We start from the raw sequence: 24,110 nt of genomic DNA on the forward strand, positions 1-24,110 counted from the left end.
TAAATGTTATTTATTGTTTCACGGCACCGATTAAAGCGCCTTGAACAAAATATTTCTGGATAAACGGATACACCAGCATGATTGGTAACGTTGAGATTATGATAGTGGCGTATTTGATGTTCTCACCGATAGCGAAGCCTGTATCTACCCCAGCTCCCATTGACTCTGTACTGCTGCTAATCAGAATATCCCGCATTACAATTTGAATCGGATAGAGATCCTGACTGCGCAAATACAGCATCGGGGCTACATAATCATTCCAATGGTCAACCGCATAATAAAGAGTCATAACCGCGAGAATAGATTTGGACAGTGGCAGTACAATTCGGAATAAAATCAAGATATCATTAGCTCCGTCAAGCTTCGCCGACTCGATTAAGCTGATCGGTATTCCCTCAAAGCTAGTTTTCATTATCAAGAAATAAAAAGTACTAATCGCTCCAGGTATAATCATCGCCCAGCGGGTATCGACCATCCCGAGGTTCTGAATGAGCAGAAAAGTCGGGATCATCCCTCCGCCAAAAAACATCGTGAAGGTGATTAACTTCATCAGTGTTTTTCTACCGAAAAGATCTGATCTGGACAAGGAATACGCTGCGATTGATGTCATCAATAAATTAACGATTGTCCCAACAGTTACATAAAAAAGTGTATTTAAATATCCACTATAGATTTTCGAATTATGAAATACCGCTTTGTAAGCTTCGAGCTGAAAGCCTTCAGGCAGCAGCATTAATGACCTGGAACGCAGCAGTTCGTTCGGATCACTCACAGAGGAATTCAGCACATACAGGAGCGGATAAATCGATACAGCCATGATGCCTAACAACAGCAACACATTAATACAGTCAAAGATACGTTCACCTGCCGAACGTCGCATAGGTTCACCTCCTGTTCCTCACCAAAGACTGGTGGAGTTCACTTTTTTACTAATAGAGTTGGCAAGCAAAAGCAGTGAGAAATTTATAACCCCGTTAATTAATCCAATGGCTGTGGAATACGTATAATTGCCTTCCAGCACCCCAGAACGGTATACAAAGGTTGAGATAACATCCGAGGTTTCATAGGTTGGAGCGGTCTGCATCAGTAATATTTTTTGAAAATCGGAATTCATAACCGCGCCCAGACGCAGAATCAGCATAACGACGACAGTAGGCATAATTCCCGGCAGGGTAATGTTCAGAAGCTGTTTCCAGCGACCTGCGCCATCTATTTTGGCAGCCTCATATAATTGGGGATCAATTCCGCTAAGCGCCGCCAAAAAGATGATGGAAGCCCAGCCCGCACCTTGCCAGATGTTGGAGAGAATATAAAGTGGCCGGAACATATCCTTCTCTGCCAGAAACATCACAGGCTGTAGATCAAAAAAGCTACGAACTACGTTAAACAACCCGCCATCAAGTGCTGAGAATGTTTTTAACATGCCGACAACAACCACGACTGAAATGAAATGCGGCATATAGCTAACGGTTTGAATCGTGCTTTTGAACCACTTATTCCGGACCTCATTTAACAGCAAAGCCAATATTATGGGTGCCGGAAATCCGAAAATAATACTGTAAAAGCTAAGAATCAGTGTGTTCTTAATAATCCGCCAAAAGTAGTAGCTTTCAAAAAACATTTTAAAATTATCAAACCCGATCCACTGCCCCGCCATAATCCCTTTTATAGGACTATAGGATTTCTGAAAAGCCATTAGCAGACCGTACATCGGCCCATAGCTGAAAATCAGATAAAAGAGCACCACGGGAATTAACATGATATACACGTATTTATTCCGCTGCAGTTCGTTTTTCACAAAAGACCATTTGCCGGGTTTCATACCGGACTTCTTGGTCAGCAGCTGATGCTTAAGCTCCATTGGTTGGCCTCCCCGTATGTAATATGACTAGCTTCCTTATGCACATAACTTTACAGGTAAAGCTCTCCTTTCCCCATGTTCATATCCGGTAATTATTTGTTCAAAACCGTGGAACCCTCTTTTTCCTCGCACACAAAAATACCCCACAGTACTTATCGATCAAGTACGTAGGGTGTATGGGCTATCTTTAAATAAAAAAATTATGGAGCCGTTTTTTTATATTCGGAAGGAGAAAAACCCGTGAATTTCTTGAAGGCTTTGCTAAAGTAGGATACATTATCTCCAAAACCGACTTCTTCAGCTAGAGGTCCAATCGTAAAATGTGCACATCCTTCGATGATTTCGAGCGCTTTTTGCATCCGGTATTTCATAACATAATTCGTAAACTTTTCCCCCGTTTCTTTCTTGAACATCTTACTAACATAATCAGGATTCATATAAATCTCCTGTGCAACAGTCTGCAAAGTTAATGTCTCTTCACAATAACGCCTATCCACGATACGCTGTACCTCTGCCACCATTTGCGATTGCTTACTGCGATTGCGGCTATAACGATCAAGGGTAATCTCTTCTGCAATACTCATTACAAACTGCTGAAAAGACTGGAGCGTGCTAGTCTCCATCATTCGGGGCAGCTTATCAATATACGTCTGCATCTTGTTTTGATCACTCAAACGTATAATCTCCATGAAGATCTGGATCAGATAGGATTTGGTCTTGGCAATGTCATATCTAAGATTCAGAAGTTGATGCAAAAGTGACAGCAGCTCGCATTCAGCATCTGCCCAGTGCCCCGCTTTAATGAGCATAACGAGGTGTTCGAGATCCAGTTGCAGCTCTAGACCTTCCTCATCCTCTGGAATGCTGATATCTTTTTCTGTAATTAAGCTCCCTTCCCCCAGATAAAATCTATGGCTAAGACATTCAATCGTCTGCGTGAATAAACGCCTTACTTGCGTCAACTCTCCAGGTTCACTTAATGCGGCCGTCAGATCAATATGATAATATTTCATAAAGGTAGCGCGGATGCTGTCTATTTTCTCAAATAAAGCAGCTTCAGACAGGTCATCTTCCATTAATAACAGAACACGCCGCCCTACGGTGGAGCTTAAAATATGATGTTGAAAAATATCTCCCGCAATATTACTGACCGCGAACAAATGCTCATATTCATGTTCTCCTTCAATCTCTACCAGCAGTAGCCTAACACGTTGACTCTGAAAATTCAGTCCAAACAGCTCACCAAAATATTTCCATTCCTCCACACCATAGGTCTTGTTCGTCACAAGCTCCTTCAGGAATTGTTCTTTGGCATGTGGAAGTACACGTTCCAGTCCATATTTTATCGATAGGATAAAGTTCTCCTCGTACTGCCGTTCCTCTCGCTTCTGAACTACCTCGCTTAGCGCTTCATTCAGTCTCTCTTCGCTGCACGGCTTCAGTAAATAATGTTTAACCCCATACTGCATCGCCATCTTAGCATAATCGAATTCTGAGAAGCCTGTCAGCATAATAAAAGAGGTCTCAGGATGAAGCGCTGTAACCGTCGCCACCAGCTCCAGCCCGTCCATTCCCGGCATACGAATATCGGTAATAATAATATCAGGTATAGCTTGCTTGATTAATTCTAATGCCTCCAAGCCATTTTGCGCGGTTCCAATAAGTTCTGTGCCCAATGCTTCCCAGTTCATTACCGATGAGATGCCATCCAGGATAATAAATTCATCATCAACTAAAAGGACCTTTTGCATGATACTGCTCCTCCAATCTTTTTTGTAAGCGCTAACAATAATATGTAAAAGGTTAAATCTGTATGTATTTAGCATTCTACATGCTTGTTTCCTTTTTTTCTACCAATAGCATGAATCAAACAGATCTGGATATAAAAAACCAGACTATTGCTATATTTCTACAGCAACAATCTGGCTATCAGTTCATATATGAGAGTTAAGTTATACGATCTTACGCGTATACCTCAACAGCATCGCTAATCAAACGGCATGCCTCTGCAGCTTTACGGCAGGCATTAATACATTCTTGGCAGTGATTATGTATATGCTTGCTGCTCTCATCCGCGCATGCTTCACATATTTCTGCACATAGTTTTAAAATTCCAGATACAAACGGACTTTGACGGGTCATTGCTTGAATGGCATAAGAACAAATATCCGCACATTCACGATCGAGCCGCATGCTCTCACGAAGAGATGCAAGATCATATTCTTTTAGGCTTGAGACATAGCTGTAGTTACAGGCATTCATACTTTCGAGACAAGCGTCAATGCACTCCTGATATTGAATTCGGGTCATAGCCTTCAACCTCCTGCATTTTTAATGGTATGCCTTACTATTAACCTACAAGATTAGGAATGAACCACAGCTTCTTCTGAAGCAGAACGGATTACAGGCTTCTTTTGATCGTTCCAGGCCGAACTAAAATACGTCCTTCCATCTCCAGCAGCTTCGTGCGTAACTCACTGGATGAGAAATGTTCCCCGATAAATACAGCTACGTCTGGCACTTTGCCTTGAGGTGTGATTTTCATAAAATCAGCTTCACGGTAAGCATATTGAAAAAGAAAACGACTGGAGGTGTCATTAAAGGTCACAATGCCTTTAGCCCTATAAACATCACGCGGAAGCTCCTTGACGAACTGTTCAAAGGTTTCGCTGTTGACAGGTCGTTTGAAGTAATGTGTGTATGCCATCACGTGATCGTGGGAAGCGTGGGTGGCTCCTGAAGATTGCAGAGCTTCCTCATGCACATGGCTTTCGCTGTCGCTCTCTTCAAGCTGTGTATCCGTAAGAACTCCACCTGCGCTACGCAGGAGCTCCTCTGTGTCGATCTCACAACGCTCCGCTGGCATAATCGGTGCATAAGAATTCCATTTTCGCAGAACGGTTGTGATCTCTTCCGCTTCATCTGCTGAGACACGGTCAGTTTTATTCAGAATCAAAACAGAGGCGCAGCGAATTTGCTCCTGCATCAGTCGATAGGTTGCGCCCTGCTGCGCACGGTACAATTCGAGCAGATGCGCGGCGTCAACGACGGTGATCAAGCTTTTCAGCTCTACTTTTTGATACAGTGAAGTTTCGGTTACGCCATCTACAATTTCCAGCGGGTTCGCCGCACCTGTGGCCTCAATAACAACAACATCAGGTGATTCCTTCTTGATAAGAGTTGTTAGCTCTGTGCTGAGATCCCCTCGAATAGAACAGCAGATACAGCCGCCGAGCAGCTCTGCCATAGGAACGGTTTGCTCAACCAGCAGCCCATCCAGATTCACTTCACCCAGCTCATTCATCACTACTGCCGGGCGTAAGCCCTGATCTTTCCAATGTTCCAGCAGGCGCTGCAGCAGGGTAGTTTTGCCGCTTCCCAGAAATCCTGACAATATATACACAGGTACAACCTGTTCCATGATTCATCGCTCCTTGCAAATTACGGGTATGGTAGCGAGTTTACTACATGATGCCAAAGCACGCAAGCGGCACCCCTATATCCTCAAAAGATTAGCGCTGGATAACGAAACTTGTCTTTGCTTCCCCCATACCCTATCATGAGAACATCTCTAATTTAGGAGCTGATCTCATTGTCATCCGTTGAAGAACATCGGAAGGAAGCACCACAGTCCGTGTCCTGCTATATCATTACCGTCTCAGACACCAGAACTACTGAAACAGATACCGGTGGAGCTTTAATCCAATCCATGCTTGAGGCTGCCGGTTATGAAGTTATAGGCCGTACCATTATCAAAGACAACTATCAAGACATTCGTGAACTACTCTATAAAAACGCTGATCACACTGGAGTTGAAGCCGTACTGCTCACGGGTGGAACAGGAATTTCTCCCCGTGATACCACCTACGAAGCAGTTTCATCCTTGCTGGATAAAACGCTGCCGGGCTTCGGTGAGATTTTTCGAATGTTAAGCTACACAGAAGATATAGGTTCGGCGGCAATCCTTAGTCGAGCAATTGCAGGTACGATTGGCAACACAGCTATTTTTTCTATGCCCGGCTCCACTGGAGCCGTTAAATTGGCTATGGAACGGCTAATTATTCCGGAGCTTCGTCATGTAATGCGAGAGATATACAAACAATAATTCCACCCATTTTTTTATAAACTAGACAAATAACCAAGCATACCTTTGTTCTGTGCGTATAATACGGTAAGTTCACACACAAAGGAGCTGAAGGAAATGTCAGAAGAATGTCCAAAATGTCCGGCCCAAACTGTCACTGACCCACCTAAGGTGGTTTATCAAGATTATTACCACCCTCAAGTTGTGAATGTTATTCACCCGGTAGAAATCGTTAGACGCCATCACTGTGTCCCAGTTCCTCGCCATTGCTACACCTATTCTGTTAAAGATATCATGTGCGATAACTCCATGATGCCTAGAGGCAGAAGATAAAACTCTACTTCATAACTCTATTAAAAGAATCCTATAAGTGAGAGAAACATCCATGTCCAACACATGGAGATGTGCTCTCGCTTTTTTCTGCATAAAAGATTTGACAATCCTGACCATTCCCCCTATAATTTTGAACACTTTACGCGAAAGTGGTTTTTGATTAACCAAACAGTTAATCGGAAAGGAAAGAGATGAGCTCACTCCAAACTTTAAATCGAAAGATCAAAACGGTCGTCAGTCCTTTTCATGAGTTATTATGCAGTCTGCATGTCTTCCATCAACCAGAACACCATCCAACAAGATTACAATGGGCTTTGGAGCTCAAGAAAAGAATGCCTCTTGCTCTACAGGAGAACATCCACACACTTGGGCAGTTGTCAGAACGTTGGATCGCTCTGCTAGATTTACCGGACCGTATGGGTGTCCCTATTTCTTGCAATCAAGGAATCACCCTACTCAAAAAACTTCCGGATGCAGAGCTAGTGTATCTATTTATGAATCAAGAAATTGCACTAAGTACCATAGTCGAATGGCTGAATGAATCGGAAAGCAAACGTTCGCTGATGAAGTTGAGTGGAAACGTGAAGTACCTGATAAACAATCTGGCTAGTGTTCGCAAGCTGTTAATCTCAACATTAATTACATACGAACATGATTATTTCGGGCAGGAATGGGACTATATTGAACCATTTATGAACATCTCAGCCGCTCAGTTTCAAGACTTAGCCAGTCGTTCCCCGGAAAAGGCACTAAATACGCTCCACCCACGCCTCCTCTCAGAGAACGGGACTCTGACAGTACAAAAGGCTGTAACGTATTACTTTCCTTATGACCAGCTTGGACAAGTGTACGTTTTTCCTTCTACATTCATATTTCCGCATCTGCTTGTTGGCTGGTTCGAAGACACTTTATTTTTGCCTCTCACGGTGGATGTTCCCGGTCTTGCCTTTAGTGAGGGACCGCCGAGTGACCTGTTGCGCCAACTCAAAGCTTTAAGTGATGATACGCGGATGCGAATTCTGAAACTGCTGTGGAAAGGGCCGCATTGTACCAAGCAGCTTGCGCCAATATTGGGTATTTCTGAAGCTGCGGTCTCTAAACAGCTAAAACAACTAAGTGAAGCAGGATTTACCCAATCACAGCGAAAAGGGAATTATTTATTTTATTCAGTGAACAAAGAAGTCTTTGATAATCTGCTCATCCTGCAAAGGCAGTACCTTGAACAATGAGGTTAATGAAAGGTGTGAGTACATATGTGGCATATCGCTATCGCAACCCTAAAAAGAAACCAAAAATCTAATCTTAGAGCCTTTCCCTGGACCTTTACATTCGGGCACATTATTGATGGAGTTTATCTAGTCATCATCTCTTATTTTTCTTATGTGTATCTAATCAAAGGGGATATAGATTCAAAATTTGCTATCTATAGTGGCAGTGAGGACTATCTGACCTATGTAATTATTGGAGGTATGCTCAGTATATTTTCCGTCAGTATGATGATGAATGTATCCAGGGCACTTATTACCGAATGGAGGGAAGGTACACTTGAGGCACTGTTGCTCTCCCCTTCAAGCCGGAGCGGTTATTTTCTAGGAAACGCTGTCCAGCAGTTGTATCGAAGTGGGGCGGAATTGCTGGTGGTTCTCTTCTTTGGCCTTTTGGCAGGACTTCGACTCCCCTCTGCTCACTTCATATCTGTCCTCGTGGGAATTTTGCTATTTTTACTATCGTGTTATGCGATGGCGCTGGTGCTAGGAAGCATTATGCTATATACAAGGGACACCTTCATTGTGCAAAATACTCTATTTACGCTAACTGCTCTACTGTGTGGATTTCAGTTTCCAAGGCAATACTTGCCTGACTACTTGCAGGCTATAGGTGAGATTTTCCCATTGACCTATGCGCTACAACTCCTTCGAGGCTCGCTGCTAACTGGAGAAGCAATACGATTACCTGACATATGGCCAATCATACTGCTTAGTGTTGTATACATAACGGTTGGTCAATGGACAAACCGGCGCATAGAGCGCGGGTTGTTCGAACGATTCTAAAACCTTGGAGGGGTGAAAACCATTGATTAATATGCATGAAGTTACTAAGATTTACGAGAGCAAACATAAACTGAGCTGGTTCCGTTCGGAAAAAAGATCAGTGACAGCAGTGAAATCACTATCTTTAGATATCGCTGCGGGGGAAATCGTAGGTCTTCTCGGTCTAAATGGCGCTGGAAAAACCACTACAATACGTATGCTTTCTACTCTCCTAGAGCCAACCTCCGGCAGTATTGAAGTCGATGGAATGTCACTACACAAGAATCGACAGGCCATTCAGCAAAAAGTAAATATGATCGCCGGAGGAGAACGAATGTTGTACTGGCGGCTCACTGGGAGAGAGAATCTTGAATACTTCGGTAAACTCTATGGAATGAACAGCCCTCACATCGCTAGAGAAGCAGGACGTCTTCTGGAGGAAGTAGGTTTGACCCAAGCTGCTGACCAACCCGTTGAACAATATTCTAAAGGGATGAAGCAACGGCTGCAAATCGCCCGCGGACTTATCAACGACCCACAATACTTATTTCTAGATGAGCCCACACTTGGCCTTGATGCCCCTATTGCCAGGCAGCTTCGCAGTACGATAAGAAAGCTTGCACTGGACAGTGGAAAGGGTATCCTTCTGACCAGCCATTATTTACAGGAGGTCGAAGAACTATGTGACCGAGTTTATGTACTGAATCGAGGCGAGCTTCTGCTCTGTGACAAACCTGAGCGGATTGTCCATCAGGTTGCAGGCTCGCAAACTGCTCATTTAGAGGTTACAGGCTGGCATGAATCACTTCGTCCCAAGCTACTAGAGCATCTACGAACATTTACTCAGCCTGCGGAATTAATGGGTGTCTGCGCAACAGAAAAACTAGAACTTCAAAATGATGGACTGCAGCGCATTTCTGTAAAGACACCTTCGGCTGATAGAATCATTACAGAGCTGCTGCCATGGACTACTGAGCAGGGGCTTAGCATTAAAAGCTTCGCATCCGAAAAACCTACTTTGGAGGATGCGATTATCCTCCTTTCGGAAGGAAGGGTATCATGAACTTACATAGCTTATGGTTTACCCTTAGCGCGGAGATCACTAAGCAGCATCGAAATAGAGTTAAGGGACGCGCAGTGTTTTTTTCACTTCTACTCTGGCCGGCGCTCACCTTTTTAACCACCTACTTTACTATGCAGCCCTTTAGAACCGGAGCAGGATCAGCACTTTCAAAAGTAATACCAGATGGACGGATTCCCCTTTTTCTGCTGAGCGGATATCTCGTCTTTCAGTTATACTGGACGGTTGTGCAAGCCGCATGGTTATTCGAACAAGAACGCAAAGGGGGTACACTTGAGGTAGTGTTCCTAACGCCAGCGTCAAAAATGGCCTTCCTTTATGGACGTTCCGTATATTCACTATTTCACGGAATATGGATGTTCGCTTGCTTCTCCATTCTGACTTTCATTTTTCTTGCGGACGTAACGACTGTTAACTGGGGCGCCTTAATACCTGTATTAATACTTATCATGATATCAGCGGTTATATGGGGAGCTTTGCTGTGTGCGATATCTCTCTTCTCAAGGGATTCAGGGCTACTCTATTACATCTTTCAAGCACCAATGGAGCTGTTTGGCGGGGTTCGTATTCCACCAGCAGTATTCCCAGCATGGGCAACGGGTTTATCCCTTCTGTTTCCACTCACATATAGTCTGGTTCTTGTGCGCGGGGCGTTATACGATAATATCGGTACTAGCTGGTGGTGGGCTCTCGGCGCTTTAATCGTAGGTAGTGCTTGTCTTGTCATTTGTACCCGCTATCTTCTGGTTAGAGCAGAGCAACATGCAAGAGTAAAAGGAAACTGGACTTTATTCTAACTGTAAATGACCAAGTCTTTAACACATAGGACCTAAGAGACGTTATTTGCTGGTTTTTTAGCTTTTTCAAAAGTTTCGCGGACTCCAGTGACACTATTCCTTCAAAAAGGGTTCATTTTGGGAGTTTTAGGGCCGATAACTGCTATGGAGTCCGTTAGAATTCCAAATGGGAAAGAAAGCTGTGTTTAAGGTCAGTGGTGTCCGAAAACTGCTTCTTACGCGCAAATGCTCCCTAATCACAAAAAAACCCGGCAGACAAATCTGCCGGGTTATTTCATATTTTATATACTGGAGATAGACACAGCTTATAAGTCAGGATGTTCATGTTTTGCCTTGAGACGATTCCAACGGCGCTCAACTTCTTCTTCGAAGCTGTGTAAAGCTGGCTCATTCTCAGGTTTCAACAAATGACGAGTTTTACCCATTGTCTTCAGCCATGCTGAGAGCTCAACACGTTTGCCCTTATCTTCAGGATTATATGTGATATTCGTAGAACCATGCTCTACTTCATATAACGGGAAGAAGCAAGACTCAACAGCTAATGATACGATGTTCGTGCCTTCCTTATCATCAGACATCCAGTTTAGCGGACATGCGATCAGGATTTTACCATACACCAAACCTTCGTTTTGTGCGTACCACTGTGCTTTTGCCGCTTTTTTCACCAGATCCTGCGGATAAGCCTCCGAACCCGTGAAGACATAAGGAATGTTAGTAGCCGCCATAATTTGTGCTGTATCTTTGTGCTGAGTAACTTTACCTTGCTGCTGCTTGCCGATACTGGAGGTTGAAGTACGGTGACCCAGTGGTGTCGAATAGGACTGCTGTGCTCCAGTATTCATGTAACCCTCGTTATCGTACTCTACAATAATCATTTTGTGACCACGCAGTGCAGCTCCAATTGCCGGTCCCATCCCGATGTCCATACCGCCATCTCCGGTTACCATAACAAACGTAAAGTCCTCTTTAAGCCCTAGTCCATCCAGCTCACCGCGACGTTTGCGTTCCCAGAACATCTCTACGACACCGGACAAGGTAGCCGCTCCATTTTGGAAAAGATTATGGATAAACGTTGATTTATGGGAGGAATACGGATACCCCGTAGTCGTTACCATGGCACAGCCTGTATGATAAAGTGCGACGATATCCCCTTCAATCCCTTTGAAGAAAGTCTCCAGTCCTGAGAAAATCCCGCAACCTGGACACGCACCATGCCCTGGGGAGAGCCGTTTAGGTTTCTTCGTCAAGCTGCGCAGTGGCGGAATCCGTACGCTTAATTTGCCTGTTGCTTCATCCTGTTTCACAGTGATTAACCCTGTCTTCAGTGAGTCAAAGTCCATTGGCTTCAGAAGACGTTGCGGAGCTTTATCTGGTGTACCCGGATTGTGGCCATAATAATCAAATGGTATGTCTACTCGATCTGCAGCAACAGCATCTATTGCTAATTGGAAAAAGGCATGACCATCTTCTGCGTAGAAGTCCTTACCACCCAAACCGTAGATACGGCTAATTACTTTAGTCGTAGTGTTGCCATATGTGAACAGGGCTGCCTTGATTTCATTGACCATGTTACCACCATGTCCGCCAACAGAATCTGCACGGTCACCAACGGTGATTGCTTTAACATTTTTCAGCGCTTCAGCAATTTGCTTCTGCGGGAAAGGACGGATCATATTCGGCGAGATTGCACCGGCTTTGATCCCTTGCAACCGAAGCTGATCCACAACATCCTTAATAATCTCAGAGGCAGAATTCATCAAGAATACGGCTACTTCAGCATCTTCCATCCGATATTCCTCGATCATTGGATAATGACGTCCGGTTAACTCAGCAAATTCCTTCGCAATTTCTTCAAAAACTTCACCCGCATTGTACATAGCTACGGACTGCTGATAGCGATTGTTAATATAGTCAGGTTCGTTCATATAAGGACCAACCGTTACCGGATTATTGCGGTCTAAAGTATCGGTAAAGCCTGTTGGAGGTTGTGGTCCAACAAATTTATGAACATCCTCCCGATGAGTAAAAGCTTGAACGCGGCGTTTCTGGTGGGAGGTGAAATATCCATCTGAAGCCACCATTACCGGAAGACGAACTTTAGCATGTTCCGCAAGCTTCAATGCCATTAGGTTCATATCATAAACAGATTGTGGATCCCGGCACATTAAAATAGGCCAACCTGTATTCAAAGCAAAATACAAATCTGAATGGTCCCCGTGAATATTCAGCGGTCCAGAGATCGAACGGCAGATTAGATTCATAACCATAGGCATACGCGTACCAGCTTGTACAGGTAATTGCTCAAGCATGAACATATAACCTTGGGCACTGGTAGCATTAAAAACACGTCCGCCAGCCGTTGAAGCGCCATAACAGATTCCAGCAGAGCTATGCTCGCCATCTGACGGAATCAGCATAATATCATGCTGGCCATTCGCTTTCATCGTATCAAGAAATTGCGCTACTTCTGTCGATGGAGAAATCGGAAAATACCCCATTACATGATAATTAATCTGATGAGCAGCATAAGCCGCCATTTCATTGCCGGATTCATATAGGAATTTCTGCTCTACTTTAGCAGAGCCTACTTCTTTTTCATAATCTATAGCCACGTGTATTCCACCTTTCCTCCGTTAATTAGGCCTCAGTAACGAGATCAAAAATATGCCGGACCGTATGACTCTCTGCGTAGCCTTCTTCCTCACGTTCGCCAGACAAGGCAGTTGTAGGACAAGCTTCTACACATTTTAAACAGCCTTTGCAGTATTGATAATCAATACCTTGCAGGAACATTTGTGGACGTCCCTTCTTATCAGGCTGCTCATCCCAAACAAAACACAGATCAGGACACACCGTATCGCACTGCGCACAATGAATACAATCCTCCTGCTTAAAATGAGGCAGCAAACCGGAGCGAGAAATGCTCAAGTTCTTTAAAAAGCTGCTGCCAGGATTCGTAATGGTACCGCCGATAGGCTGTGTTTCATAACCCAATGCGGAAATATCAGACCGCACGAACTCAGGCATTGTCACGCCCGCAGGCAGTGGAAAATGCATAAACTTAACTTCATTAAATCCACGGTCGAAAGTAGTCAGTGCTGACTGTACTGCCTGTGGATATTTTTTGCCTAGTGATTTCTCTATAACGCCTTTCATAATTTCAGGGTCCAAGAAATCACACATCCGGAACAACGCGCCTAGCATCGCCATATTAACGCGGTTTTTCTCATCTAAGGCGATCGTTGTAGCATCAACGACTGCAATAGTTCCTGCCATCATATTCAGGGAGGATTTCAATTCCTCCGGCGATTTTGCTGAGTTCACCAATACTGTGCTATGTTCATAAATTCCGCTAATTACGTTAACTGTCTTTGCTAATGCTTCGTGAAATACCCCAACAACATGCGGACGCTCAACCGGAGACGTGTCACGAATAGGCGTATTCAAATCACAAAACCGGATATGCGCTTTTACCGCTGATCCCTTCTTCTCCGAACCATATGACGAAAAGCTGACCCCATTCATTCCAGCACCGACAACACCTGCTTCTGCAAGCATTTTACCAGCCAGGTTCGCACCCAACCCTCCAATTGACTCCAGACGAATCTCAAAAAATCCGAGCTCGTTCACTTTTGGTAACTGTACCACCGACATAGCCCCTTTCAGAATGTCATCTAGTATAATATCCTTTTGACTTTTTCAACGATTGTAACTTGATTTTGCAAGACGCGAAGTGACAAATCTTGCATTTTCCAAGTGTTGCCTAAGCTTATTTATCTACTTTCATTTAGCAATAAAATTAAAAATTAAGATGTTAAATTCATCACATTCTTCATGATAAATATCACACACCGATGAAAAATCACCTCTATTTCTACAAATGTGTATCATTTATACTTTTCAACTAGTCCATTTCAGGATAAACTGATTCTTGGTGTAATTTTTTGAACCTACTTAGGAGGCATTAAATGTGAAGTCAAACGAAGCATCATTACAGAAAAAATTGCTTCCACGGCATATCAGCTTTATGGCGATGGGCGGCGTAATCGGTACGGGGATTTTTAAAGGAAGCTCTGAGACGATAAGCATTGCTGGACCAGGGGTTGTTCTCTCCTATGTATTGGCAGGCTTGCTGCTACTAGTCGTTATGGGTGCAATTTCCGAAATGGCCACGGTATACCCGAACAAAAATATGAAGGAATTCATCCGCGAGGCTTTTGGAGAACGGCTCTCCTTTATCGTGGGTTGGCTATATTGCTTCATGTGGTTGACTGTCTGCGTGATCGAAGTGCTGGCGGCAGGAAGCTTCTTGCAGTACTGGTTACCGGATGTTCCATTATGGCTACTGAGTCTAGCAAGTGGTGCTTTAATTATTGGCATCAATATGATGAGTGTAAGCGGTTATGGAGAGACGGAGTTTTGGTTAGCAGGAATCAAAATAGCTATGATTATCATCTTTATTATTCTGGGAGCTGCATTATTGTTTGGGCTATTGCCTATGTCTGAAGGGACCCCCTATTTAAGTAATTTTACGGATTATGGCGGATTATTCCCACAAGGCTGGACACCTATCTTCTCTGCCCTTCTGGTCGTCATGTTCTCCTACGGCGGATCTGAGCTGATTGGACTAACTTTAACAGAAACTCAAGATGCAGAAAAAGTGTTGCCTAGAGTTGTCAAAAGCTTCATTTTACGTGTTATTCTGTTCTACACCATTCCAATTCTGATCATCTGTGGGTTAATTCCTTGGAATCAGCTTAACGAGCATACCAGCCCCTTTGTGCAGGTATTAGCAGCTACAGGACTTAAGGGTGCTGACCATGTTATGAACTTCATACTGATTACGGCTGTGCTCTCTGCTGCTAACTCTGGTATCTACGGCGCCACACGGATGTTGCACTCTTTGGCTTCACAGGGTGAAGCTCCACGTAGCTTAGCAAAGACCTCAGCAAAAGGTGTGCCGATCAACAGTCTTAAACTTTGCGCTATAGTTCTTTTTGTTGGTTCTATGTTAGCGTACTTCGCACAGGATGGACTTTTCCGGCTGCTGATGGCTGTTCCCGGCTTCGTAGTAAGCTTGGTATGGATCAGCATCTGTCTATCACAGCTAAAGCTGCGGAAAACCTATCCTAAAGAGCCAAGCTTTAAAGTGTGGGGGTTCCCTTATATTACGATTTTGACGCTTATCTGTTTGTCGATTATCACGATTTCCTTCCTTTTCGACACTCAGAACCGGATCAGCATAGGCACATGTCTGGGCTTCCTGCTGATGCTTACCATCTGGTCATTCGCTAAATTCCGGAAGAAGAACTAAACTATATATCTCGCACTAACATGAAAAAAGGTGTATCCATTGTTCTTCGCGATTGCGTAGAACGGGGATACACCTTTTCTTATGGGACCGTTGATTTGCCCACTCACACCGGATTCGCCTCATTCTGCGGGATTTATACCGTTGATTTGCCCACTCGCACCGGATTCGCCTCATTCTACGGGATTTATACCGTTGATTTACCTACTCGCACCGGATTCGCCTCATTCTGCAGGAATTATACCGTTGATTTGCCTCCTCGCACCGGATTCGCCTCATTCTGCGGGATATATACCGTTGATTTGCTCACTCACACCGGATGCGCCTCATTCTATGGGATTTATACCATTGATTTGCCTCCTCGCACCGGATGTGCCTCATTCTACGGGAATAATACCGTTGATTTGCTCACTCACACCGGATTCGCCTCATTCTACGGGATTTATACCGTTGATTTACCTAATCGCACCGGATGCACCTTATTCTGCGGGATTTATACCGTTGATTTACCTAATCGCACCGGATTCGCCTCATTCTGCGGGATTTATACCGTTGATTTGCCCACTCGCACCGGATGCGCCTTATTCTGCGGGATTTATACCGTTGATTTGCCTCCTCGCACCGGATTCGCCTCATTCTGCGGGATTTATACCGTTGATTTGCCTCCTCGCACCGGATGCGCCTCATTCTGCGGGATTTATACCGTTGATTTGCCTACTCGCACCGGATTCGCCCCATTTTAAGGGATTTACTAATTCTTTTGGGGGTATGGTAATTTCTCGATGTACTTTAAGTAGTGTTCTGTTGCAAAAAATACAACAAAAGCCAAAACAGATATACGCAGACAAGCTCTCTTATATACTTTCAGAAAATAAACTCGCGGCGATCAAAGTTAACAAACGCAAGCTTCACCAAACATCAGCTTCATCCAAACATCAGCTTCATCCAAACATCGGCTTCACCCAAACGTCGGCTTCACCCAAACATCGGCTTCACCCAAACGTCGGCTTCACCCAAACGCAAAAAAGCACGGGAATCTAATCTTCCCGTGCTTCTTTCCATCGAAACTACAAAACCTACTCTATCTCCGGCTGAATATGCTCCGCGATCAATTGTTGCTTGCTGGTCCAGACCTTCTCACTCAGATTCACCCGGTATACCTCTGGATTGAGCTTACGCAGATATTCCGGCCAGAACAGATCCTTCTGCTCCCGATGGTAACGGCGAACTTCATTCAGATCCGGCAAAGTATAGACCTGGAAGCCGTTCACGTAAATCGGCTCAAGCATAGGCAGCGCTTCATAACGCTCCACATACTTGTGCATGTATGGATGCAGCGGATTAAACAGCTTCACCCGACCGCCGTTACGTGGAGATTCCTCTTCCGGGAAGCAGATATAATCTGCTAGCGCTTTGCCATTTTTCCCGATAATCCGGAATACGTCCTTGCTGCCTGGTGTGGATACTTTTTCAGGGTTAGAAGAAATCTTGATTGTCGGTACCATTTCTCCAGTTGCGGACTCAATTTCTACCAGCTTATAGACCCCACCCAAAGAGGGTTGATCCGAAGCCGTAATCAATTGTGTGCCTACACCCCATGTGTCGATGGCTGCACCTTGCAGCTTCAGATCCATGATTGTATTCTCATCCAGATCGTTGGACGCCACAATCTTCACATAATCGAGCCCCGCTTCATCCAGCATATTCCGTGCCTGCCGGGATAGATAGGCCAAGTCACCGCTGTCTAAACGGATACCGATCATCTTTTTACCTTGCGCTTCAAGCTTTTTGGCGGTTCTAATCGCATTCGGCACACCACTGCGCAACGTATCGAAGGTATCAACTAATAGTGTAACTTCATCCGGCATCACCTTGGCATAAGCATCAAAAGCTTCCTGCTCGCTGCTGAAGCTCTGAACCCAAGAATGAGCATGTGTACCTTTGGTAGGGATGCCAAACATTTTACCTGCCAGCATGTTGGAGGTTGCATCAAAGCCGCCGATATAGGCCGCTCTAGCGCCCCAGACCGCCGCATCCGCTTCTTGTGCCCGCCGGGTACCAAACTCCAGCAGAATATCATTCGGAGCTACCTGCTTGATGCGGGAAGCCTTCGTAGCGATTAGCGTCTGGTAGTTCATGAAGTTCAGAATAGCGGTCTCCACCAGCTGCGCTTCCATGATCGTCCCTTCCACACGGATTAGTGGTTCATCCGGGAAAATCAACGCCCCTTCTTTCATCGAATAAACGTTGCCCTGAAAATGAAATTGCAGCAATTCTTCCAAAAAAGCAGGAGCGTAATTTTCTTCTTGCTCCGACAAGTAACGGATATCATCTTCGGTGAAACGCAAGCCGCCGATGTACCCCACGATACGCTCTAATCCTGCGAACACGGCATAGCCGTTTCCGAAAGGCAATTTGCGGAAATAAGCTTCAAATACAGCTTTTCGCTTATGGCTTCCATTCACCCAGTGAGCATACATCATATTGATCTGATATTTATCTGTATGTAGCGCAAGTTCTCTCTTCAAGTCCTCATCTCCTAATATCCACGTTGCTGTATGTGTATGTTTTTTATAGTATTATGCCTTAACAACGTCTGCTCCTAAACTTCCCCGGAAATGATTTAGTGCCCATTTATGTCCATCCGCGTTGAAGCTGGCGACCGCATCTTCGTGCACAGTAATAGTAAAACCTTTGTTATATGCATCCACCGCAGTGTGCAAAACACATATATCTGTACATACGCCAATCAAATGAAGGTCAGTAATGCCACGTTCCCGCAGCTTAATCTCCAGATCAGTTCCACTAAAAGCGCTATATCGAGTTTTGTCCATCCAATAGATGGAATCCTGGTCAGCTTCATAAACAGTTTTCAAACTTCCATAAAGCTCCCGCCCTCTAGTCCCTCGTACATTGTGAGGTGGAAACAGTTTACTCTCGGGATGATAAGGATCATTGTCTTCATGTAAATCCACAGCCATTACAACATAATCGCCATTTTGGACAAACTCAGACGTTAATTGGCTGATTCTTGGCTCGATATCGATTGCAGGCTGCCCAACCGGTAAATTCCCATCGACAAAATCATTGGTAAAGTCAATTACTATTAGTGCTCTCATGAGAATCGTCCCTCCCCTGATTTAAGACACTACGTATAAATGGACAACAATGGCTCGTGATCTGTAAACATATACAGCTGAGCCGGGCGTTGTGAGTATTGATTGGAGCTGAGTGCATTGCCCTCTTCATCTCTCACTTCTTTTAATATACCCTGACGGCTGCGTGTTGACGTGATTTTACGAATAAAATTTGGCTCTTTAAATTCCGGCACTACTGTCTGAATCACCTGATAAAGCTCACTTAGCGTAAAATGCCTAGGCAAAAACTGTCTTGCTATCGTTGTCTGCAGCATTTGCTGTTGGATACGTACGTATGCATCCTTGATGATTTCATGGTGGTCAAAAGCGAGCTCCAGTTCTTCTAACGCTTCCTGTAACGTAAATAAACCCACTTCACCCGCATCGTCGGAAGCTTGTCTTTGCTCCAGCATCCACTCTTCTACTAAGGCGAAAAAGGCATGGCTGATAATCCATCCCCGAGGGTCGCGGCCAGGTGTACTATAAACCCCAAGATATTCTAAGTGACCTCCATCGACACCGGTCTCTTCTTTCAGCTCACGAGTTGCAGCATCATATATAGACTCATCTTCCTGACAGAATCCACCTGGTAGAGCCCACATGCCTGCACATGGCCATTTTTTCCTTCTAATTAACATTACCTTCAACTCACGTAAAGGCAGCGTCTTGGTGACCGTCTTCCGCTCGCGTTTGGTAAGTGTAAACATTACAATGTCGGCCGGAACACCATCCGGTGTACGATATTTTTTGGCGTTATAGGTTAATTCCCCATTGTCGCTCATAATTGCCCCATCCTTTTCCGAAGCTGTAGTTTTACTTATTCGTATCTTTAAATGTACCAAACATGTTCTTCATAAATCAACAGATGAATTCCATTATTTTACATTATCCTACAAAAAAGACTATATGAGAAACGACGTTGTCGTTGAATTATAAGGATTATGTATGTTCATGTACTTCACTTCTACCTCTTATATTGAAATAAAGGGACGGATCTGCATCCGCCCCCTGAACTGAGTGTGGGTTATCCGCATGTGGTCGGAGGCGCTTCAGTGCCGGCTTCCACATTTATTTTTTCCGAAACGGTATCTCTAATCACGGAAATTACCAGCTGAAGCAAATAATTAATGTCGCTCTGGCTTTGCTGAAATTCGTTCACGACTGGAATACCGTCGATCTCATCTTGCAGCACTTCAATTTCACGTTCAATTTTGGCGACCATATCTTTATTATTGAAGCTTTCGAAGGCCACGATTTCTTTTTGTTTTTTCTTAATGGTCGCAATCAGTCCTTGCACACGCTCGTGATTAAGAATTTTTTGCTCAGCCTGCTGAAAATGGCGTACCTCTTCACTGGTTGAGATTAATGATGCTAGTTCTTTAGCTTTGCCCATAATATCCTCGCGAACGATCAGATCACGGGTATTATAAGTTTTCATTCCATATTTATTCAACTGTTGTTCTTCTGTACTCATTAGTCATCTCCCCATTCGTATGTGATTAATGAACAGCTGCGGCCTCCACCACAATATCCCCTTTAATGTACCATGTTTTGGTATCTGTAATTCTCACGTTTACAAATGTGCCGATAAGCTCCTTAGGACCTTCAAAATGGACCAGCTTGTTAGCGCGGGAACGGCCGGAAAGGACTTCGGAGTTATTCTTACTCTCCCCTTCAACCAGCACCTCTACAACTTCACCCAGCATCCGGTCATTAATGATCCGGCTGTTCTCTTTGATGAGATCATTTAATCTTTGCAGACGTTCACTCTTCACCGACATCGGTACATTATCTTCCATCGCCGCTGCTGGTGTGCCCTCACGTGGAGAATAAATGAACGTATATGCCATATCATACCCAACCTCACGCACAAGCGATAGGGTATCTTCAAATTGCTCATCAGTCTCCCCAGGGAAACCAACGATAATATCGGTACTTAATACAGCATTCGGCACACTTATCTTAATCTTGCGTACTAATTCCAGATAAGCTTCCCGGGTATATTTACGGCTCATTTTCTTAAGAACAGCAGTACTTCCCGATTGAACCGGCAGATGGATATGCTCCACCAAGTTGCCGCCTTTGCCTAAAACCTCAATCAATTTATCGTCAAAATCTCGTGGATGCGATGTCATGAAGCGAATGCGCGGAATATCAATCAGACGCATATCATCCATCAGGTTACCGAAGGTGTAATCAATATCCGTAAAATCTTTACCGTAAGCATTTACGTTCTGCCCCAATAGCGTTACTTCCTTGAAGCCTTGGCGCGCAAGCTCTCTCACCTCAGCGATAACGTCCTCTGGACGACGACTGCGTTCTTTACCGCGTGTAAACGGTACGATGCAATACGTGCAGAACTTATCACAACCATACATAATGTTCACCCAAGCGCGCATGCCTTCCCGCTTCTTCGGCAAGTTCTCAATAATGTCGCCTTCTTTGGACCATACCTCAACCACAAGCTCTTTACTAAATACCGCTTCTTTAATGAGGTGTGGCAACCTGTGAATATTATGCGTACCGAAGATCATATCCACGAAGCCATGCTTTGACATAATCCGGTTGACTACGCCTTCCTCTTGGGACATGCAACCGCATACCCCTAACAACAGACCCGGCTTCTCGATCTTCAGGTTCTTAAGATGTCCTAGCTCTCCAAATACCTTATCCTCGGCGTTCTCCCGAATCGCACAAGTATTCAGCAAAATGAGATCCGCGTCATTCCGGTCAGCGACACTGCGGTAGCCCATCTGTTCCAATAGGCCCTTCATCGTTTCCGTGTCATGCTCATTCATTTGGCAGCCATAAGTCGTTATATGATAATATTTGCCCACTCCGAAATTCTGCATCTCTTCAGGAATCTCGAAATCATAATGCACTTCTATTTCTTCCTTGCCGCGCCGTTTTCCTTCTTTATAGTCAGGCTGGCTATTAATTTGCACATTTCTTCCTTTAATCCGGTAAGTAACCTTACCTTCCTCTTCACTAATTACCTTTGCATCACTAAAATCAAAATATTTCGAATAATCCTTAGAACCCTTGCCGGATTTTAAGTCCGGTGAGTTATGGTTCCCCTTTGTCATGCTGTTTTCACGTCCTCTATTGTTCAACAATTATTTTTATACTTTGCTAATTTAAAATTATAACATAATGCTGGCCTAACATAGAAGTGCCCGGTCTATTAATGATGTAATGAAGCGTTGCATATCGACAAAAAAATACCCCGCCAACGTTTGGCAGGGTCAAGTTCTATCATATTAAGGGGGGTATGCTACTATTATAAGCAGATACACTCCTCTTGAAACAGTTACACAACCTCTTACCTAAAAAAATAGTCATTGTATATTCTGCTAGTTTTAGTAAAGCGTATTCGTTGCTTCAGGAGTAAATGGGATGATTTCGTCTATCGCTCCACTCTGTACTTTGGCAGGCCAAGCCGGATCGCTAATAAGCGCTCTGCCCACTGCAACCAAATCAAACTCCTCCCGATCAAACCTTTCAGTTAACTCATCAATATTATCCTCAGGCTTCTGAGCTTTATCTTCCTCGAAGAAATCGCTTTGCAGGCCAATAGAGCCTACTGTAATACACGGCTTCCCGGTAAGCTTCTTAGTCCACCCAGCTAAATTAAGATCAGAACCAGCAAATTCAGGTTGACTGAAGCGTCGGGTCGAGCAATGAAAGATATCTACACCCGCTTCGCTAAGCGGGGCCAGGAAACTTGCAAGTTCTTCTGGAGTCTTCGCCATCTTCTCATCATACGCCCCCAGCTTCCACTGGGAAAAGCGCAGCACGATTGGGAAGTCTGGTCCAACCGCTTGACGACATGCTTTAATGATCTCGACAGCGAATGTTGTTCTTCCTACCCAATCGCCACCGTAACGATCGGTACGTTTATTCGTTCTATCCCAGAAGAACTGGTCTATCAGATACCCATGAGCGCCATGCAGCTCGATGCCATCAAAGCCAACGCTTTTGGCATTTGCCGCCGCTTGAGCGAAGGCTGTTACTAAACTTTCAACCTCTTCTGTGGTCAGCGGCTCTGTCACCGGCTCACCTGCTAAATTCAGACCCGAAGGGCCTACAGGAAGGGCTTCAACGTTAGGATACTCGCCGATTGTACGCGCCATCCCCACATGCCAAAGCTGCGGGATGATCTTGCCGCCAGCTGCGTGAACCTCTTCCACAACCTTCTTCCAGCCTTCTAAAGATGCTTCTTCATATATATTAGGAATATCTTGGTGACTGACAGCCGCTGGATGATTTATCGCAGTACCCTCAGCAACAATTAATCCCACTCCACCCTCCGCACGTCTACGATAATAAGCGGCAACATTGCTTCCCGGCACACCCTTCGGAGACTGCGCGCGTGTCATCGGCGCCATTACAAATCGGTTCGACAGCGAAAGATTCCCCACTTGAAAAGGTAAAAATAGTTGCTCTGTATTCATATGTTACCTCCAATTTATTAATTGATTACTTTAAGTAAGCTTATTATCTACCCAAAAGATGGGAAATGCAAATTTTAAGAAAAAGACAACAAAAACCGGACCTCGCAGAATCTACGATTGCCCGGTTTCACCAAATTATAATGACTCTCTAGACTTCAAGAATCCCCGCTTTAGGGGTAACTCCAAATGCTTTAGCTAAATCCCATAGCTGTTGGTCTGTGATCTTTTGTTTGATTTCTCTACCGCCAATCAGGTTGTAGATCGTCGCAGCCTTTTCAACCGTTTCTACTAGACCAAAGGTAGCATCCATGGTGGAGCCAGTGCCAAAAATCCCATGCTGCGGCCAGATGACTAAACGGTGATCCTTCATTTTTTTGGCAGTCTCACGGCCGATTTCACTGCTGCCCGGAACAATCCACGGAATAACACTGACGCCATCAGGGAAAACAACAAGGCACTCTGTGCACATTTCCCATAACGTTTTGGTAAACTTCAGTTCGTCCAGATCATGCGTGAAGGTCATCGCGATAACATTTGTAGCATGTGTATGCAGCACGATACGGTGTGTGGGATCTACTTTCAGACGTTCAATATGACTCATAAAATGCGAAGCGAGCTCACTCGTAGGAACTGCACCATTCCGCAATCCCCACAATACTTCCACACTTTCGCCATTGCCGCTAACTCTTAACACTCCCAAATTCGCTTCAGGGTCTTTAATCACATTTCTGAAATATTTGCCTGAACCTGTTACGATAAAATACTTGCCTGCTAATTCTTTTACCGGAAAGGTGAGTTTGATCGTGCGCAACGGCTCCAGTACATTAATATACTTAGCCACCTCGTTCTCATCCAGCAAATAGCTGACATTCCCACCATTCAGTTCATCCCAGCCAAGCTCCCACATATGACGGGTGATCTCTGACATTTCCTGAATAAATGGAGCTTCACTGCTGGCAATATAACCTTTTGATTCTAACAAGGATGTACTCATAGTCTATTCTCTCCTTTGTATTTGCTGC

21 protein-coding genes are annotated in these 24,110 nt (G+C 44.5%); 7 read left to right on the forward strand and 14 right to left on the reverse strand.

Translation table 11 applies throughout. The features are described from left to right. Nucleotides 1–10: 10 nt before the first annotated feature. The 5 genes from MHI51_RS17785 to MHI51_RS17805 form a co-directional block, all read right to left on the reverse strand. On the reverse strand, nucleotides 11–880 hold the full coding sequence (locus tag MHI51_RS17785) for a carbohydrate ABC transporter permease (protein ID WP_076184462.1): 870 nt from the start codon (nucleotides 878–880) through the stop codon (nucleotides 11–13). 18 nt (nucleotides 881–898) lie between these two features. Beyond that, nucleotides 899–1,861, reverse strand: a complete 963-nt coding sequence (locus tag MHI51_RS17790) for an ABC transporter permease subunit (RefSeq protein WP_341086849.1) — start codon at nucleotides 1,859–1,861, stop codon at nucleotides 899–901. 200 nt (nucleotides 1,862–2,061) lie between these two features. Then, nucleotides 2,062–3,612, reverse strand: coding sequence for a response regulator (locus MHI51_RS17795; protein WP_405173132.1), 1,551 nt, complete (start codon nucleotides 3,610–3,612; stop codon nucleotides 2,062–2,064). Between the two features lie 211 nt (nucleotides 3,613–3,823). Then, nucleotides 3,824–4,171 (reverse strand): four-helix bundle copper-binding protein, encoded by a 348-nt coding sequence (locus tag MHI51_RS17800; RefSeq protein WP_036688030.1) that lies wholly within the window; start codon nucleotides 4,169–4,171, stop codon nucleotides 3,824–3,826. A gap of 91 nt (nucleotides 4,172–4,262) precedes the next feature. After that, complete coding sequence (locus MHI51_RS17805) at nucleotides 4,263–5,282, reverse strand: CobW family GTP-binding protein (RefSeq protein WP_405173133.1); 1,020 nt, start codon at nucleotides 5,280–5,282, stop codon at nucleotides 4,263–4,265. Between the two features lie 165 nt (nucleotides 5,283–5,447). Between MHI51_RS17805 and MHI51_RS17810 the strand changes: the two genes are divergently transcribed. The 5 genes from MHI51_RS17810 (at nucleotide 5,448) to MHI51_RS17830 (ending at nucleotide 10,186) form a co-directional block, all read left to right on the forward strand. Beyond that, nucleotides 5,448–5,966: a molybdenum cofactor biosynthesis protein B gene (locus MHI51_RS17810; RefSeq protein WP_076128304.1), complete on the forward strand. Its 519-nt coding sequence runs from the start codon at nucleotides 5,448–5,450 to the stop codon at nucleotides 5,964–5,966. A gap of 503 nt (nucleotides 5,967–6,469) precedes the next feature. After that, complete coding sequence (locus tag MHI51_RS17815) at nucleotides 6,470–7,507, forward strand: metalloregulator ArsR/SmtB family transcription factor (RefSeq protein ID WP_081390503.1); 1,038 nt, start codon at nucleotides 6,470–6,472, stop codon at nucleotides 7,505–7,507. A 24-nt stretch (nucleotides 7,508–7,531) separates the two neighbouring features. After that, nucleotides 7,532–8,329: an ABC transporter permease gene (locus MHI51_RS17820; protein ID WP_076277244.1), complete on the forward strand. Its 798-nt coding sequence runs from the start codon at nucleotides 7,532–7,534 to the stop codon at nucleotides 8,327–8,329. A gap of 31 nt (nucleotides 8,330–8,360) precedes the next feature. Then, complete coding sequence (locus tag MHI51_RS17825; RefSeq protein ID WP_076219896.1) at nucleotides 8,361–9,371, forward strand: ABC transporter ATP-binding protein; 1,011 nt, start codon at nucleotides 8,361–8,363, stop codon at nucleotides 9,369–9,371. Beyond that, nucleotides 9,368–10,186, forward strand: a complete 819-nt coding sequence (locus MHI51_RS17830; protein WP_076219894.1) for an ABC transporter permease — start codon at nucleotides 9,368–9,370, stop codon at nucleotides 10,184–10,186. The genes MHI51_RS17825 and MHI51_RS17830 overlap by 4 nt, the downstream gene beginning before the upstream one ends. A 305-nt stretch (nucleotides 10,187–10,491) precedes the next feature. On the opposite strand, the gene MHI51_RS17835 is transcribed toward MHI51_RS17830, so the two are convergent. Both MHI51_RS17835 and MHI51_RS17840 read right to left on the reverse strand, forming a co-directional pair. After that, nucleotides 10,492–12,798, reverse strand: a complete 2,307-nt coding sequence (locus MHI51_RS17835; RefSeq protein ID WP_076128294.1) for a thiamine pyrophosphate-dependent enzyme — start codon at nucleotides 12,796–12,798, stop codon at nucleotides 10,492–10,494. Between the two features lie 25 nt (nucleotides 12,799–12,823). Next, nucleotides 12,824–13,834 carry a 2-oxoacid:acceptor oxidoreductase family protein gene (locus MHI51_RS17840; protein WP_038571642.1) on the reverse strand — a complete coding sequence of 337 codons (1,011 nt, stop codon included), beginning with the start codon at nucleotides 13,832–13,834 and terminating at the stop codon, nucleotides 12,824–12,826. Nucleotides 13,835–14,156: 322 nt separating this feature from the next. Between MHI51_RS17840 and MHI51_RS17845 the strand changes: the two genes are divergently transcribed. Together MHI51_RS17845 and MHI51_RS17850 are read left to right on the forward strand one after the other, a co-directional pair. After that, nucleotides 14,157–15,500 (forward strand): amino acid permease, encoded by a 1,344-nt coding sequence (locus tag MHI51_RS17845; RefSeq protein WP_405173134.1) that lies wholly within the window; start codon nucleotides 14,157–14,159, stop codon nucleotides 15,498–15,500. Nucleotides 15,501–15,595: 95 nt separating this feature from the next. Beyond that, nucleotides 15,596–16,240: a hypothetical protein gene (locus tag MHI51_RS17850; protein ID WP_405173135.1), complete on the forward strand. Its 645-nt coding sequence runs from the start codon at nucleotides 15,596–15,598 to the stop codon at nucleotides 16,238–16,240. A 333-nt stretch (nucleotides 16,241–16,573) separates the two neighbouring features. Here MHI51_RS17850 and MHI51_RS17855 read toward each other — a convergent pair whose 3' ends face one another. The 7 genes from MHI51_RS17855 to rhaD all read right to left on the reverse strand — a co-directional run bounded on the left by MHI51_RS17855 (nucleotide 16,574) and on the right by rhaD (nucleotide 24,082). Beyond that, on the reverse strand, nucleotides 16,574–18,025 hold the full coding sequence (locus tag MHI51_RS17855; RefSeq protein ID WP_076194691.1) for a nicotinate phosphoribosyltransferase: 1,452 nt from the start codon (nucleotides 18,023–18,025) through the stop codon (nucleotides 16,574–16,576). Nucleotides 18,026–18,076: 51 nt separating this feature from the next. Beyond that, nucleotides 18,077–18,616 carry a cysteine hydrolase family protein gene (locus MHI51_RS17860; protein WP_076194688.1) on the reverse strand — a complete coding sequence of 180 codons (540 nt, stop codon included), beginning with the start codon at nucleotides 18,614–18,616 and terminating at the stop codon, nucleotides 18,077–18,079. Between the two features lie 29 nt (nucleotides 18,617–18,645). After that, nucleotides 18,646–19,416, reverse strand: a complete 771-nt coding sequence (locus tag MHI51_RS17865) for an NUDIX domain-containing protein (RefSeq protein WP_036688055.1) — start codon at nucleotides 19,414–19,416, stop codon at nucleotides 18,646–18,648. Between the two features lie 242 nt (nucleotides 19,417–19,658). Further along, nucleotides 19,659–20,108, reverse strand: a complete 450-nt coding sequence (locus MHI51_RS17870) for a RicAFT regulatory complex protein RicA family protein (RefSeq protein ID WP_076128288.1) — start codon at nucleotides 20,106–20,108, stop codon at nucleotides 19,659–19,661. Between the two features lie 25 nt (nucleotides 20,109–20,133). Next, nucleotides 20,134–21,720 carry a tRNA (N6-isopentenyl adenosine(37)-C2)-methylthiotransferase MiaB gene (gene miaB / locus MHI51_RS17875; RefSeq protein ID WP_038571650.1) on the reverse strand — a complete coding sequence of 529 codons (1,587 nt, stop codon included), beginning with the start codon at nucleotides 21,718–21,720 and terminating at the stop codon, nucleotides 20,134–20,136. 273 nt (nucleotides 21,721–21,993) lie between these two features. Beyond that, nucleotides 21,994–23,088 (reverse strand): NADH:flavin oxidoreductase, encoded by a 1,095-nt coding sequence (locus MHI51_RS17880; protein WP_076278117.1) that lies wholly within the window; start codon nucleotides 23,086–23,088, stop codon nucleotides 21,994–21,996. 148 nt (nucleotides 23,089–23,236) lie between these two features. After that, nucleotides 23,237–24,082, reverse strand: a complete 846-nt coding sequence (gene rhaD, locus MHI51_RS17885) for a rhamnulose-1-phosphate aldolase (protein WP_036688060.1) — start codon at nucleotides 24,080–24,082, stop codon at nucleotides 23,237–23,239. Nucleotides 24,083–24,110 lie beyond the last annotated feature (28 nt).

Origin of the sequence: Paenibacillus sp. FSL H8-0260, from assembly GCF_045040625.1 — a bacterium.
Taxonomy (GTDB): Bacteria; Bacillota; Bacilli; order Paenibacillales; family Paenibacillaceae; genus Paenibacillus_AQ; species Paenibacillus_AQ odorifer.